Source organism: Hydrogenobacter sp. T-2 (assembly GCF_033971325.1).
Taxonomy (GTDB): Bacteria; Aquificota; Aquificia; order Aquificales; family Aquificaceae; genus Pampinifervens; species Pampinifervens diazotrophicum.
The window spans coordinates 1,181,007-1,195,501 of sequence record NZ_CP117180.1 but is presented as its reverse complement, the minus strand read 5'-3'; the positions used below and the strand labels follow the sequence as shown (position 1 = coordinate 1,195,501).

Genomic DNA, 14,495 nt, shown 5'->3' with positions numbered 1-14,495 from the left:
CCTCCTTATAAAGTTTTTTTATACAGCCATATATGATCTAAATTATAATACTTCTGCGAAAAATTTGCAAGATGATTTTATAAGCAGAAGCTCTTTTGCATCAGAAGAAAAGATTTCTTATCTTCACCATCTCCTCAAGGTTCAACTGCCCGGGTGCTACCGCAGAACCTATAAAAGCATAGCTTATCACAGACCCAAAGACAAAGCCCGTAGCCCTTGAAACCTTTCCGTATTCACCCATAGCAATTAGGATTTTTTCTCCTTCTTCCTCTTTACCAAGACACAAAAGCCTTGCGGTATCTTGGTAGGAGTTTGCTTTTACAGAAATCTTTACGATATCCGCATCCCACCTTCTTGCTTCTCTGAATACTTCCCTTAGTATCCAATTGGCAGGCGTAAGCTCAAAGTTATGGTAAGAGATTATGAGTTTTTTCCTGGCGGTCTTTACTATGTCCCTTACCTGAGAGATGATATCTTGAGAGGAAAGCTCTATGTCTGTGTAATCGCTGTATGGGGCGACCCTTCTGAAAATTTCCAACCTATTTTCAACCTGTGAACCACCTTCCCTTTGGCTTCTCACTGTAAGAATAGTCTTTAGACCCTCTTTTTGAACCCTTTTTACACATTCAAGAACGAACTGAGTGTCCTTATTTTCAAAGAGGTCCACCCTAAGCTCTATTATGTCCGCACCCTTTTCTTTGCAAAGGCTTAGATTTTCCTCAAAGTCTCTGTCTGAGAGGGGGACTGCTATGAGCATAGGTATATTTTACCTTATAAAATTGCTATAGAATCCACTCTCGCTTATTCTCTGGAAATCTCTTCTGTCTGCGGTCACTATCTTATAACCATATCTCTTGGCGATTGCAGTAAGTATCGCATCTGCAATTGAAACTTTGCAATTATATTTAATCTTGCTGGCAAGCAAGCATATTTCTTCATCAAAATCCTCATAAACTCCACTTAGCGAGGTTTCTAATTCTTGTATTTTCTGTTTAACTTCTTCCTTATCAATTCCATTGCGAAGCAGAAAATATGCAACCTCACACAGGTTAATTCTATGAACATAACTCTCTTTGTTTAGATAATAATAGACTATGTCTGCACCACTTTCGTCTCTGAAATAGGCTATAATAGCAGAAGCGTCAAGTATATACCGCATTAATCCAAACCTTTTTCCACTCTTTCATGTTTTTCCTTTAGAAAATCATCAACAGATAGAGGCGTGTCTTTATATATGCCTTTAAGCCTTTTAATTATTAATTTCTTAGCATCTATTAAGTTTTGATAACTTTCTGAGAAAACGGTGGTAGATAGTTTTGTTATTGTATATCGTGGTTGAGGGTTTAATTTTTCATAAATACCCAGCTCGTATTCCTGCGTATATACCATTTCAATCCTCCTATCTTATTCTTGTAATTTCTTTCTCAATGCTTGAAAAGGCAAGGTCAAGAGCCTTCTGGAGAGAGCTTTCATTTGTTGTGTAATCTTCTATGTTATTGAAAGCATATCTATCATTTAGGTCACATACTATCTGAACACCTGCTTCGTAGATATCTCTATCAGGCATCTTATCATATATCTGTAAAGGGTTGATTATATTACGCTTGCCATACACGCTTTGAGACACATTAAGAAAGTATAAAAGGCAGGAGTGTATCTCCCTAGTAGCTCTTTGTTTAATACCGCTTCTATATCAAAAGCAAGCTGTCTTACATCGGTAGGTTGGTAATAAAGGAAAAGGTAGGCACGCACGAGTTTTGGAGCGGAAAATTTCATATGCCCCTCTTTACCCTTCCTAAAACCTTTAATGGTAGACCAAACACCTTTGTAAAGTTGGCACCTGCCTTGTGGTCAAAGGCATCCTTTTCAGAATACGTTGCCAAATCCTCCACATATAGACTGTTGGGTGAGCTCCTGCCTACTGCTTGCACATGTCCTTTGTATAGCTTAAGCATAACCTTGCCATTTACATACTCCGCAAGGGTGGAATTAAAAGCGTCCATTGCATCCCTAAGAGGTGAAAACCATAGACCTTCATATACCACCTTTGCATACTCGTGTGGGATATGGGTTAGGAAATAGTGGAAAGTAAACCTGTCAAGCACCAAAGAGAGCAAGTCCCTGTAGGCTTCATAAAGTACCGTTGCCCCCGGAGCTTCGTAAACCTCTCTGCTTTTTATTCCCACAAGCCTGTTCTCTACCATGTCTATGCGACCAACTCCATGCCTTCCTGCTATGGCGTTTAGTCTAAGGATAAGTTCGCTTAGCTTTTCAAACCTCTCCCCGTTTATGGCGGTAGGCACTCCTTTTTCAAAGCCTATTTCCACATACTCTGGCTCATCTGATGCCTTTTGAGGTGAAAGGGTCCACTCAAAGGCATCCTCTGGTGGCTCAGTCCAAGGGTCCTCCAACGGACCGCATTCTATGGATATGCCCCAGAGGTTTTTATCTATGGAATAAGGTTTGTCCTTTGTAGCCTTTACAGGTATGTTGTATTTGAGAGCATATTCAACCTCTTCCTCTCTTGAGCGAAACTCCCACTCTCTCACAGGTGCAAGCACCTCAAGGTCTGGGTTTAAAGCCCAAACGGATAGCTCAAACCTCACTTGGTCATTGCCCTTCCCAGTAGAACCATGTGCCACATAGTCAGCACCCAGCCTTTCTGCGTATTCTACCAACTTTTTGGCTATGAGGGGTCTTGAAAGGCTTGCGGTTAGAGGGTATTTGCCTTCATAAAGAGCCAAAGCCCTAAGGGTTGGCAGACAATACTCTCTTGCAAACTCCTCCTTTAGGTCTTCTACTATAGCCTCTACCGCACCAGATGCCCTTGCCTTCTGAGATATTTCAGAAAGCTCTTCACCCTGCCCTACATCCGCAGTGTAGGTTATAACCTCATAACCTCTATCGGTTAGCCATCTTACTATTACGGAAGTGTCAAGCCCACCAGAATAGGCAAGTATTACTCTTTTTGGCATAGGTCTATTATATCATCTTAGCCTATCAAAGGCTCCTGAAAAATCTATGTTCAGTTCACACCTACCAAAGGTAAATACGCTATCCCTCTTCTCTTCATACCTGCTACCCACGAGTTCAAAAACTTTCACCTGCCTCTCGTCAGGGTAAAGGAGCACAAAGTATTTCACGCCCTCTCTTTCACAGAGTTCAAACTTCAAGCCCTCATCCATTTGCCTGTTTGATGGCGAGACTATCTCGACAACCATTTGTGGTGGACTTTCAACCTTATCTGGTATTTCTCCACACAGAACCATTAAGTCTGGTCTTATAACTGTGTCATAGGATATATACCAGTCAAGTTCTGCAAAAGCAAAACATTTATTGCAGTCTCTTGTGTTGTCAAGTATGTTGGCGAGCATCTGTGAAATTTTCACGAGGATATACTGATTAACAGGTCTTGGCGAAGCCATCGCGTAGGGAACGCCCTCTATAAGTTCCCAGTCTCCTTTCCAATGCTTCCAGTTCTCTACCGTATACCTTACAGGATACCTCTCAGCCAATCCCATAGAAAGCCTCCTCAAAGTTTATCTCCAGTTGACATGCTTCAAAAAGAAAATTTCTATCCTGCTTTTCTATGTATCTGCCATAAGATAGTTCAAAAACTTTCACTTGCTTCTCGTCAGGATAAATCAAAACAAAGTATTTCACACCCTCTTTCTCACATAGTTCAAACTTAAGACCCTCATCTATTTGCCTACTGGAGGGTGAGACTATTTCAATAACCATATGTGGAGGGATTTCTACCCTCTCTGGTATTTCTCCACACAGCACCATTAAGTCTGGTCTTATAACCGTGTCATAGGATATATACCAGTCAAGCTCCGCATAGACCAGACATTCAGGACATTTAGCTTTCAGAGTTAACTCAAGAATGAGGCTTATTAGGATAAGCATTCTTTGATTGATAGGTCTTGGAGAAGCCATGGCATAAGGAATGCCTTCTATGAGTTCCCAGTCTCCTTGCCAATGCTTCCAATCCTCTACCGTATATCTTACAGGATATCTCTCAGCCAAGCCCATGCTTTAAATATAGGCTTATAGGCTTTCATATGACCAGAAGCATAAATAAAAGTCAGGCAGTAGGCATAAATTTTTAGAAAACTTAAGGAGGGTTTACTATGGAGACAAAAGAGTTTCATTATAGAGCCTACAGACCAAGACCTTTCACAAAGGAAGAGAGGTCAAAAACCACCATACTCTTTGGTGGACTTACATGGAAACACGAAAGGCTTATACAAGGGTCTCTTGAGAGGATGGGATACAAAAGCATGCCTTTGCCTAATATAGAAAGACAAGACTTAGACATAGGAAAGGAGTTCATAGATGTGGGGGCTTGCTGTCCTACTACTTTTACCGCTGGGAATTTGGCAAGGACATTGATGACTTTGAGAGAAAGAGAGGGTGAAGAAGGCGTAAAGAACAATTATCTTTTCGTAACCATAGGAGCTTGTGGACCTTGTAGGTTTGGTCAATATCACGAGTCTTACGAGAGGGTGCTTGAAGGGTTAAACCTTACAGACTTTAGGCTTTTCCTCCTTGACCTTATGCAGATGGAACAGTCCGCACCCGGTGGTGGGCTTGAGATAAGCATGCCTCTCACCTTTGGGCTTGTGTATTCCATGTTTTATGCAGACCTTATAACGGACATGGAATATGCAATAAGACCTTATGAAGTGGTTGAGGGTTCTACAGACAGGGTAGTAAAAGAGAGCATTGAATTGTTATATGAAAAGTTAAAAAACAGACCCATAAAGGGCAAAAAGATAGACTCTTTGGTGTGGCATGTTTTCACAGGCTATTTTGTGGATGCCTTAAAGGAGGTAAGAAGGCTGTGGGATGAGATAGAGGTGGATAGGCTTAGAGTAAAGCCAAAGGTGAAGATAACTGGTGAGTTTTGGTTGCAAACCCACGAAGGGGATGGCAACTACAACATAAAGAGGTGGCTTGAGAAGGAAGGTGCGGAGGTTATACCACCGCCTGTGGCAGTTTGGATGGACTATTTGATAAACATGGAGCTTTTTAAGTTGGAAGATGCCAAGGGCTTTGTGAAAAAGTATTACCTTAAAAAGCTCGCCATAGGCACAATAGCAGGGCTTTACAAGATGGTCTACAACCGCCTCAGAAAAGCCCTCAACAACATACCAAACCCACTGCCAGACCAAAGGAAACTCAAAGAATTGGCAAGACCATACTTCCACTACAGGCTAACGGGTGGAGAAGGTCATATGCTTATTGGCAAAGCCCTGTATGCCTATTTAAATAGGCAGGCACATATGATATGTGAGCTATCTCCTTATGGATGTCTGCCTAATACCATGTCGGTGGGTGCTATGGCAAAGGTGCTTGGGGACTATCCGGACCTGCTTTATGCACCTATTGAGATAAAGGGAGATGCGGAGGTGCATGCCTACTCAAGGTGTCAGATGATATTAACGGAGGCAAAAAGAAGAGCAAAAGAGGAGTTTGAGGAGGTTCTGGAAAGGACTGGTTTGACGGTGGAAGATATAAGGAACTTTGAAGAAGACCATCCAGAGCTAAGAAGGGCAACCTACAAAGTCCCACACTACGGATATGCGGGCACTGCCAGCAATTATGCGATGCATATAGCAAAGCTTATGGGGAGGATATAGTTATGCTCTTGCTGGGTATAGATGTGGGTAGCACCACTTGTAAGTATGTGCTGACGGACGAAAAAGGCAATATACTTGACAGGGCTTACGAAAGGCACAACACAAAACAAGCTGAGAAGGTTTTGGAGTTTCTTCTAAGGCTTGAAGGCAGATACGGTCTAAAGCCGGGCAGAGACAGAGTATACATAACAGGCTCTGGGGGTGGTTTTATTGGGGAGCTAATAGGGGCTCGCTTTGTGCAGGAGGTGGTGGCGGTTGCCACTGCGGTGGAAAAACTGCATCCAGATGTGAGGTTTGTAAGCGAGATAGGCGGGGAGGACATGAAAACCATCTTTATAAAGGAACAGGAGGGGAAAAGAAACAGACAGGTCTATATGCAAAATGTGTGTGCGGGTGGGACTGGAACTTTTATAGAGAAGTCCGCAAGAAAGTTAGGCATCTCCTCTGACGTCCTTTCCCAGATGGACTACGAGGGCTATACGCTTCACAGAATAAGCTCCAAGTGTGGCATTTTTGCGGAGGCGGACGTGAACTCTTTGGTGAAAGCGGGCGTGCCAAAGGAAGAGATAATTGCCTCCCTCTTTGAGGCGGTGGTCTATCAAAACCTCGCTCAGCTTACCAAGGGAAACACTCCTCTTCCCAAGGTGCTTCTTCTTGGAGGTCCTAATCTCTTCTTCAAAGGACTTCAACAGGCTTGGAGACTGCATCTGCAAAGGCTCTGGAAGGAAAGGGGCATAGGGGACTTTAGCAAGGAGGAGATGGAAAAGCTGGTTATTGTTCCAGAAAACTCCCTATATTACGCTGCGCTGGGGTGCATATTCACAGCCCTTGAGGAAGAAGGCGGGCTTTACGCAGGCACAGAAAGGCTTCGCTGGTGGGTGGAAGAAGGTCAATATGAGCAAAAGCTAAGGGAAGGTAAGGGAGGTCTCGTTTCCTTGGAGGAGGAGCTCCTTGAGTTTAAGAAGAAATACTCCTACGTGGTGGAAAACAAAATTCAGCCAAAGAAGGCAAAGGAGATAATCATAGGTTGTGATTTTGGGTCAACCACTGCCAAGGCGGTCTGCATAACACCAGAGAAGGAAATAGTCTTTTCCTGCTACAGCCTAAGCAAGGGAAATCCCATAGAGGATGCAAAGGACATATTCAGACAGATAAAAGAATACCTTGGCGATAGAAAGGTTCTTGCTTTGGGACTTACGGGATATGGTAAAGACCTATTAAAGGATGTTCTCGGTGCGGATGTGGCGGTGGTGGAGACGGTCGCTCATGCGGTTGCTGGTCTTCACTTTTTCCCAGATGCGGACTGCATATGCGATGTGGGCGGAGTGGATGTAAAGATTATGATACTGCGTCAAGGTTCTGTGGTGGACTTTAGGCTAAACTCTCAATGTTCCTCCGGAAACGGTGCCTTTCTGCAGGGAGTGGCGGAGAGGTTTAGCATCCCACTTTCTGAAATAGCGGACAGGGCTTTCTCTGCAAAGGCTATGCCGAGCTTTACCATGGGCTGTGGCGTTTTTCTACAAAGCGATATAGTAAACCAGCAAAGAAAGGGTTGGAAGGCGGAGGAGATTCTTGCAGGACTTTGCTATGTGCTTCCTCTCAATGTGTGGGTCTATGCGGGCAACATAAATAACCTCTCACAGGTAGGCAAAAAGTTTATCCTCCAAGGTGGCACGCACAGAAACCTTGCGGTGGTGAAAGCTCAAATAGACTTCATAAAGTCCAAAGTCCCAGACGCAGAGGTCTACGTGCATCCCTATTCAGGCGAGGCAGGAGCTATAGGTTCAGCACTTATCGCACTTGAGCATTACCAAAAACATGGAAAGACTTCCTTTAGAGGCTTTGAGAGCATAGAGAGGCTCACCTACAGGTCCACCACCTCAAAGGACACAGTATGCCATTGGTGTCCTGTAAACTGTCAGAGGAGCTTTATAGATGTTTACATAGGCGAAGGTGAGGGAAGACCTTGGAGCAAAGTTCCACTTACTGCAGGATGGGTAAGGCTTATTGTTAACAACGCCTGCCCGAAGGGTCTTGTGGAAGACGAAAGGGAGCTAAAGGCAGTCAAAGAAAAAATGGAGAGGTTAAAGCATGAATTTCCTAACATCGCTGACTTTGTTAAAAAAGAGGCCTTTAAAGTCCCAAGGGGACAGAAGGTCCATTAAGGTAGGTATCCCTAAGTTTCTCAACATATGGGGCACTCACCAGTTTTGGGTGGGCTTTTTTCAAAGCCTTGGCGTGGGCAGGATAGTCTTTAGCTCAGACACCTCTGAGGAGCAATACAGAGAATATGGAAAGGGTAGAATAACCATGGACTCCTGCTTTCCCGTAAAGGCTCTCGCAGGGCATATGGGCGAGCTTCTTCACAAGGATATAAACCTGCTTTTTGTTCCCATGATATACTCTCTGCCATCCTTTCTAAAGGGTCATGTGGTGGATACTCTCTCTTGCACTCGGGTAATGATGAGCGTGGAGAACATAAAGGCTGGCTTTTTGAGAGAGAGAAAGGAGTTTGAAGAAAGGGGGATAGCCTTTGTTTCTCCCTTTGTGCCCTTTGCAGAGCCTGAACTTCTTCCCAAGTATCTGTGGGAGTCCTTAAAGGAGCATATTCCGGGTCTTACTCTTGAAGAGACCGCAAGAGCGGTAAAAGAAGGCTTTAGAGCCCTTGAGGACTTTGAAAGAAAAATGAGAGAAAAGAGCCTTGAGATAATAAGGTGGTGCGTAAAAAACAACAGACCTGCCATCCTTGTCCTTGCAAGACCTTACCATATGGACCCTGGCATAGGGCATGATATAGATGGAGAATTCCAACAGTATGGCTTTCCTGTGCTTTGGTATAACTACCTACCTTTGGATGCCTGGCTCTTGGAGTGGCTCTTTGGAGAGGAGATAAGGGCTGGCATAATAAGGAGCTACTTTGATATCTCAGATGTGTGGACTTCCTCTTACAGCTCAAACACCAACGAGATAATATGGGGAGCAAAGTTTTCTGCGAGGTTTCCATGGATAACGGGGGTTATAAGACTTTCCAGCTACGAGTGTGGTATGGACCAGCCAACCTTTACACCAGTGCAGAAGATAGTGGAGAGTTCTGGGACGCTCTTTTTCAAGTTCGGAGAGTTAGATGAGACAAAGCCTGCAGGTAGTGTAAAGATAAGAGTGGAAACCATAGTCTACTACTTGGAAAAGTATTCACAGGACATCATAAAGAAAAAACTCAGCAGACTTGGAGCTGTGCCTTCGCAACTTTTGGTTTAAAATAAGAATATAATGCATCCCTTTTTCACCACTGCTTACTTTGAATTTGCCTTCATACTGCTCCTTGCGGTTTTGCTGGGTCTTTTGGGTCTTGTGCTTCGCCAACCTCTCATTATAGCTTACATAATCCTTGGCATTTTGCTTGGTCCCTCTGGCTTTGGGCTTGTTAAGGCACAGGACACGGTAGATATTTTGGCTCAAGTAGGCGTTGCGGTGCTTCTCTTTCTTGTAGGTTTGGAACTAAACCCTCAGTATGTGCGTAGACTTGGGGCGGTGGCGGTAGCCACTGGCTTGGGTCAGATAATCTTTACCAGTGTTATAGGCTTTTTTATAATCTTGCTTCTTGGCAAAGACTGGCTCACTTCCCTCTATCTTGCCATAGCCCTCACCTTCTCCTCCACAGTGATAATAGTCAAGCTCCTCTCTGACAAAAAGGAAGTGGATACCCTTCACGGTAGGATAGCTATAGGCTTTCTCATAGTCCAAGACATAGCGGTCATAATAGCCCTTGTGGTAATGAGTGCTCTCGGTATAACGGATAAGGAGGGGGATGTATTTCAGATAGTTCTTACCGTTATCTTAAAGCTCTCGCTTATGGGTCTTTTTATCTATGTCTTTATGAAATACATAGCGGACAGGCTCCTAAGGGTCGTGGCAGGCTCTCTTGAGCTTTTGCTCCTTTTTGCGGTAGCTTGGTCTGTAAGTCTTGCAGCACTTGGAGAATACCTTGAGCTCTCAAAGGAGCTTGGTGCCTTTCTTGCAGGCTTTTCCCTCTCTGCAACCCACTTTAGGGATGCGATAAGCTCAAGACTTACGCCCATAAGGGACTTTCTGCTCCTTTTCTTCTTTATAGACCTTGGCACTAAGTTTGACTTTTCTGTAATTCGCATGGACTGGCACATTGCAGTTATTCTGTCCCTATTTGTTCTAATTGGCAACCCTCTTATCGTTATGGTGATAATGGGTATTATGGGATACAGGAAGAAAACAGGCTTTTTGGCAGGTCTTACAGTGGCACAGATAAGCGAGTTCTCCATAATCTTCGTGGCTATGGGTATGTCCTTAGGTCATGTGGGAATGGACGCCCTTAGCATAACCACCATGGTGGGTCTTATAACCATAGCCCTTTCCACCTATATGATACTCTACTCCCACAAGTTATATAGATGGCTTGAGCCTCTTCTTCGTGTTTTTGAAAAGAGGACACCTCATGCAGAGCTAAGGTTTGAGAGGCTCTTTTCTGAAGAAAGACCAGTGGAGGTTATCATATTTGGACTTGGCAGGCTTGGTGGAGAGCTCTTAGAGCACTGTAAGGAGATGGGTATAAACGCCATAGGCTTGGACTACAACCCTTCAAGGGTAAGCGAGCTTAGAGAAAAGGGACTGCCTGCCCACTTTGGCTCTGCGGAGGACAAAACAACCTTGGAAGAGCTACCTATAAGTCAGTCCAGCATAATAGTTATAACCGTTCCAGAGCTGGAAGACATAAAGACACTGGTAAATAACCTAAGGGATATGGACTACAAGGGCAAAATAATAGCGGTCGCAAGGTCTCAAAGAGATGCGGAGAAGTTAGAAAAGATAGGAATATACAGGGTGATAAATCCCTACTACTACGCCTTTGAGGAGCTTGTAAAAGAGTTTGTGAGTTATGTTGATACTAAGGAATAAACTACCCTCTGCCAGGGATGCACGCATATACATGTCTGTGGAAAGAACATACCTTGGCTATGTCAGGCTTGCCCTATACACCTTGTCCTTTGGAGTATTTCTCAGAAAGTTGGAGACGCTGGCTGTCATTACCCAAAAGATACATGCTTCTGTGCTTCTTGAATGGACCGCCAGAGCCTCTGGGGTCGTGGGGCTTTTTATGATTATCGCAGGTTTAATTACCTTCTACCTTGACATAAAATACATAGAAGGAGGCATTCCTGTGCATCCAAAGGAAGTTATAGACCCAAGGATTTACATGGCAGCGGAGAGAACCTTTCTTGCTTGGGTGAGGACTGCCATAGCTCTTATAGTTTTTGGCTTTGTTATAGAGAAGTTTGAGTTTTTTCTACTTCAGCTTGAAAAGGTTTTTAACATTCACCTTGCGGAAGAGCACCACAGGCTTGTAGGCATAGGTATCTTTGTTATAGTGGTTGGCTTGCTTACCTTAATCCTTGGCATGGCTAACTTCCATAGAACTATACAGCAGGTTGACAGAGGCTTCTATAGGACACACACTTGGCTTTACAAGGCTTATGGAGTGGTTATATTTATAGCCTGCTTGGTGCTAACCTTCTATGTGCTGAAGGTAATATAGGTTAAAATTTAAAGCCATGAAAAGCTATGACGTGGTAGTTATAGGTGCAGGTGGTGCTGGTCTTCGCACTGCCATAGAGTGTGCAAGGGACCCATCCATAAGAGTGGCGGTGGTCTCAAAGGTCTACCCCACAAGGTCTCATACAGGTGCAGCACAGGGGGGTCTAAACGCTGCTCTTGGAAACGCAGTTCCTCAAGATAGCCCAGAAGCCCATGCCTTTGATACCATAAAGGGTTCTGACTTTTTGGCGGACCAAGATGCAGTCTACTTTATGTGCAAACATGCACCCGAGGTGGTTTACGAGCTTGACCGTTGGGGTGTGCCCTTTTCAAGAATGGAGGATGGCAGGATAGCCCAAAGACCCTTTGGTGGTGCATCCTTCCCAAGGACTGTCTACTCCGCAGATAGGACGGGGCATGTGCTTTTGCATACCCTCTTTGAGCAGGCACTCGCCAGAGAAAACATAGATTTTTTCAACGAGTTTTTCCTTCTTGACCTTATCCACGACGGACAGAGGGTCAAGGGTGTGTCCCTATACGATATAAAAAACGGAGAGGTGGTAAACCTAAAGGCTAAAGCGGTAGTCCTCGCCACAGGTGGTTTTGCACGCATATACTGGCAAAGAAGCACAAACGCCATAGGAAACACAGGCGACGGCGTGGCGGTAGCACTGCTTAATGGAATTCCTCTCAAGGACGTGGAATTTATCCAGTTTCATCCCACAGGTCTCGCCAAAACTGGCATACTGCTTTCAGAAGCCTGTAGAGGAGAAGGTGGGTATCTCATAAACAAGTTTGGCGAGCGTTTTATGGCAAGGTATGCACCTCAGAAAATGGAGCTTGCACCAAGAGATATGGTTTCAAGGTCTATAGAGTATGAAATAAGAGAAGGAAGAGGCTTTGGAGAAGGCACGTCTGCCTATGTGCTTTTGGACCTGAGGCATTTGGGAGAAGAAAAAATAAAGGAAAGACTACCTCAGGTGCGTCAGCTTGCCATAGATTTTGAAGGCGTAGACCCAGTTTATGACCCTGTGCCAATAAGACCCACAGCCCACTACTGCATGGGTGGAGTGCATGTGGAAAACTACATGACCTCCTCCACACCCCTTGAGGGTCTTTATGCAGTAGGTGAGTGTGCCTGCGTGTCCGTGCATGGTGCCAACAGGCTTGGAGGAAACTCCCTTATAGAACTTCTGGTCTTTGGCAAGTTCTGTGGCATATCCGCCAGGGAATACGCCAAACAGGTGGATTTTCTTGAGCTTTCAGAAGGAGAAAAAGCTAAGGGTAAAGAGCTTATAGAGGGTCTTATGAAAAGAGAAGGCTATGAAAAACTTGCGGACATAAGGAAAAAGATGGGTGATATAACTTGGGAAAAGATGGGTATATTCAGGGATGAGAAATCCCTACAAAGTGCTTACGAGGAGCTTTCTGAACTTTTAGAGCGTTGGGAGAATATTCCAGTGGTGGACAAAAGCAAGGTCTTTAACACAAACCTTATAGAGGTGCTTGAGCTAAGGAATATGCTACATCTTGCGAGGGCGGTAGCCTACTGTGCCCTTCATAGAAGAGAATCAAGAGGTGGACACTACAGAGAGGATTATCCAGAGAGGGATGATGAAAACTTCTTAAAGCATACGTTGGTGTGGCAAGAGGGTGATAAACTGAAAATAGAATATATAGACGTAAAAATAACCTATCACCAACCTGCGGAGAGGAAATATTGATGGACTTGCAGATGGCGGTTATATCTATACCAGCCCTTATGATGGCGGTGATACTTCACGAATACGCTCATGGATGGGTTGCCTACAAGATGGGAGACCCAACTGCCAAGGAGTTTGGTAGGCTTACACTTAATCCCATACCACACGTAGACCTGCTTGGGACAATAATACTACCCGGCATGCTAATATTGATAGGCTCTCCTATACTCTTTGGCTGGGCAAAGCCTGTGCCCATAAACCCCCTCAGATTTAGAGACCTTAGAGTAGGAACTTTTTTTGTATCCATAGCGGGTATAGTGATGAACATATGGCTTGCCCTTGCCTTTGCCCTTCTCTACAGAGCCATAATGAAAGGTTATCTAAACTTTCTGAGCGACCCAGTGCTTATACCCCTTGCTCTATTCTCTGCAACCGCAGTCCTCATAAACTTAGTCCTTGCCTTTTTCAACGCCATACCCATACCACCTCTTGATGGAAGCAGGGCTGTAATGAGCTTCTTCTCTGTAAGATACTGGGAGCTTTTCTACAGGTTTGAGATGTATGGCTTTCTAATAATAACGCTTCTTCTCTTTACTGGAGTGATAGGCAGGGCTATATTCCCGCCCATTCTTTTCCTTTGGAACTATCTTTTAGGTAGAATATGAGGTCTTGGGTATATTATATAGAACTGTTAGGATACTACGAGAAGGGTAGCAAAGACCGTGTTTCTGCGGTATATGTGGTCGCTCTACCAGAGGACAAGCCCTTGAACCCAGTGGATATGGAGTGCTACGCCTCTGAATACGCACCCGCCAAGTTGGCAGTAGAGCATGGCATGGCTTACGCCATAGGCTTTGACGAAGAGATAAAAAACCCACAGGACTACGACCTTATGGGCTACAGGGAGGATTTGGAGCTGTATATTTTCAAGGAAGGACTAAGTTTTCAAGAGGGTTTGGAAAGGGTATACAGGCTTCTTTATGAGAACCTCAAAAGGGATAACCTTGTAGCTGTAGAACCCGTGATAGATGTGGGTAGCCCTCCAAAGGAGCTAATGTTGGAATGTCTCAAGAAGGTTATATCAGCTTAACCCTTTTTCAAAATCTTCTGGCTTTATGTTTTCAAGCCACTCCTTTAGCTTTTCCTTCTCTTCCTCCTCCTCTGGCTTTGGCACCCTGGACTTTTCAAGCACCTCTTCCTCTACAAATACAGGAGCATCAAACCTCAAGGCAAGGTTTATGGCATCGCTCGGCCTTGAGTCTATTACTATAAGGTTGTTGCCTTGCAGTATATGGAGCTCCGCATAGTAGGTGCTATCCTTCAAGTCGTTTATCACCACCCTTTCTAACTTTGCACCCATATTCTCTATTATGCTCTTTGTAAGCTCATAGGTCATAGGTCTTGGAGGCTCTATATTTTGAAGCTGACGCACTATGCTGTCCGCCTCAAAGATACCAATCCATATGGGCAATAATACCTCCTCATTATCCTTTGCTCTAAGCACCACTATAGGCATCTGAGACACTGGGTCAAGGGTAACTCCATGCACCACCATCTCAATCATGGCAGACCTCCATGTATA

Annotated in this window: 16 protein-coding genes; 8 read left to right on the top strand and 8 right to left on the bottom strand. The window is 44.4% G+C overall.

Annotation, left to right across the window (positions count from 1 at the left end; translation table 11 throughout):
- Nucleotides 1-100: 100 nt before the first annotated feature.
- The 7 genes from aroD to IAE16_RS06960 form a co-directional block, all read right to left on the bottom strand.
- Nucleotides 101-757, bottom strand: a complete 657-nt coding sequence (gene aroD / locus IAE16_RS06990; protein WP_323700062.1) for a type I 3-dehydroquinate dehydratase — start codon at nucleotides 755-757, stop codon at nucleotides 101-103.
- A 9-nt stretch (nucleotides 758-766) separates the two neighbouring features.
- A complete protein-coding gene (locus tag IAE16_RS06985; protein ID WP_323700061.1) occupies nucleotides 767-1,159 on the bottom strand; it encodes a PIN domain-containing protein in 393 nt (130 codons plus the stop codon).
- A complete protein-coding gene (locus tag IAE16_RS06980; protein WP_323700060.1) occupies nucleotides 1,159-1,389 on the bottom strand; it encodes a hypothetical protein in 231 nt (76 codons plus the stop codon). Before IAE16_RS06980 ends, IAE16_RS06985 begins: the two co-directional genes overlap by 1 nt.
- A gap of 10 nt (nucleotides 1,390-1,399) precedes the next feature.
- Complete coding sequence (locus IAE16_RS06975) at nucleotides 1,400-1,567, bottom strand: hypothetical protein (protein ID WP_323700059.1); 168 nt, start codon at nucleotides 1,565-1,567, stop codon at nucleotides 1,400-1,402.
- A gap of 205 nt (nucleotides 1,568-1,772) precedes the next feature.
- Nucleotides 1,773-2,975 (bottom strand): argininosuccinate synthase, encoded by a 1,203-nt coding sequence (locus tag IAE16_RS06970; protein WP_323700058.1) that lies wholly within the window; start codon nucleotides 2,973-2,975, stop codon nucleotides 1,773-1,775.
- A 12-nt stretch (nucleotides 2,976-2,987) separates the two neighbouring features.
- Complete coding sequence (locus IAE16_RS06965) at nucleotides 2,988-3,521, bottom strand: Uma2 family endonuclease (RefSeq protein ID WP_323700057.1); 534 nt, start codon at nucleotides 3,519-3,521, stop codon at nucleotides 2,988-2,990.
- Nucleotides 3,508-4,035, bottom strand: a complete 528-nt coding sequence (locus tag IAE16_RS06960; RefSeq protein WP_323700056.1) for a Uma2 family endonuclease — start codon at nucleotides 4,033-4,035, stop codon at nucleotides 3,508-3,510. Before IAE16_RS06960 ends, IAE16_RS06965 begins: the two co-directional genes overlap by 14 nt.
- Before the next feature lie 98 nt (nucleotides 4,036-4,133).
- Between IAE16_RS06960 and IAE16_RS06955 the strand changes: the two genes are divergently transcribed.
- The 8 genes from IAE16_RS06955 to IAE16_RS06920 are packed head-to-tail and all read left to right on the top strand — an operon-like array spanning nucleotide 4,134 to nucleotide 14,003.
- The gene (locus IAE16_RS06955) at nucleotides 4,134-5,645 is read left to right on the top strand and encodes a hypothetical protein (RefSeq protein WP_323700055.1); all 1,512 of its coding nucleotides are present in this window, start codon (nucleotides 4,134-4,136) and stop codon (nucleotides 5,643-5,645) included.
- 2 nt (nucleotides 5,646-5,647) lie between these two features.
- The gene (locus IAE16_RS06950; RefSeq protein WP_323700054.1) at nucleotides 5,648-7,810 is read left to right on the top strand and encodes a BadF/BadG/BcrA/BcrD ATPase family protein; all 2,163 of its coding nucleotides are present in this window, start codon (nucleotides 5,648-5,650) and stop codon (nucleotides 7,808-7,810) included.
- The gene (locus tag IAE16_RS06945; RefSeq protein WP_323700052.1) at nucleotides 7,737-8,903 is read left to right on the top strand and encodes an acyl-CoA dehydratase activase-related protein; all 1,167 of its coding nucleotides are present in this window, start codon (nucleotides 7,737-7,739) and stop codon (nucleotides 8,901-8,903) included. The genes IAE16_RS06950 and IAE16_RS06945 overlap by 74 nt, the downstream gene beginning before the upstream one ends.
- Before the next feature lie 12 nt (nucleotides 8,904-8,915).
- Nucleotides 8,916-10,574, top strand: a complete 1,659-nt coding sequence (locus tag IAE16_RS06940; RefSeq protein WP_323700051.1) for a cation:proton antiporter — start codon at nucleotides 8,916-8,918, stop codon at nucleotides 10,572-10,574.
- On the top strand, nucleotides 10,555-11,211 hold the full coding sequence (locus IAE16_RS06935) for a YidH family protein (protein ID WP_323700050.1): 657 nt from the start codon (nucleotides 10,555-10,557) through the stop codon (nucleotides 11,209-11,211). Before IAE16_RS06940 ends, IAE16_RS06935 begins: the two co-directional genes overlap by 20 nt.
- 16 nt (nucleotides 11,212-11,227) lie before the next feature.
- On the top strand, nucleotides 11,228-12,934 hold the full coding sequence (locus tag IAE16_RS06930; protein ID WP_323700049.1) for an FAD-dependent oxidoreductase: 1,707 nt from the start codon (nucleotides 11,228-11,230) through the stop codon (nucleotides 12,932-12,934).
- On the top strand, nucleotides 12,934-13,578 hold the full coding sequence (locus IAE16_RS06925; protein WP_323700048.1) for a site-2 protease family protein: 645 nt from the start codon (nucleotides 12,934-12,936) through the stop codon (nucleotides 13,576-13,578). The genes IAE16_RS06930 and IAE16_RS06925 overlap by 1 nt, the downstream gene beginning before the upstream one ends.
- Nucleotides 13,575-14,003 (top strand): hypothetical protein, encoded by a 429-nt coding sequence (locus IAE16_RS06920; RefSeq protein WP_323700047.1) that lies wholly within the window; start codon nucleotides 13,575-13,577, stop codon nucleotides 14,001-14,003. The genes IAE16_RS06925 and IAE16_RS06920 overlap by 4 nt, the downstream gene beginning before the upstream one ends.
- Here IAE16_RS06920 and IAE16_RS06915 read toward each other — a convergent pair.
- Nucleotides 13,995-14,477, bottom strand: coding sequence for a bifunctional nuclease family protein (locus tag IAE16_RS06915; protein WP_323700046.1), 483 nt, complete (start codon nucleotides 14,475-14,477; stop codon nucleotides 13,995-13,997). The genes IAE16_RS06920 and IAE16_RS06915 overlap by 9 nt on opposite strands.
- Nucleotides 14,478-14,495: the final 18 nt, after the last annotated feature.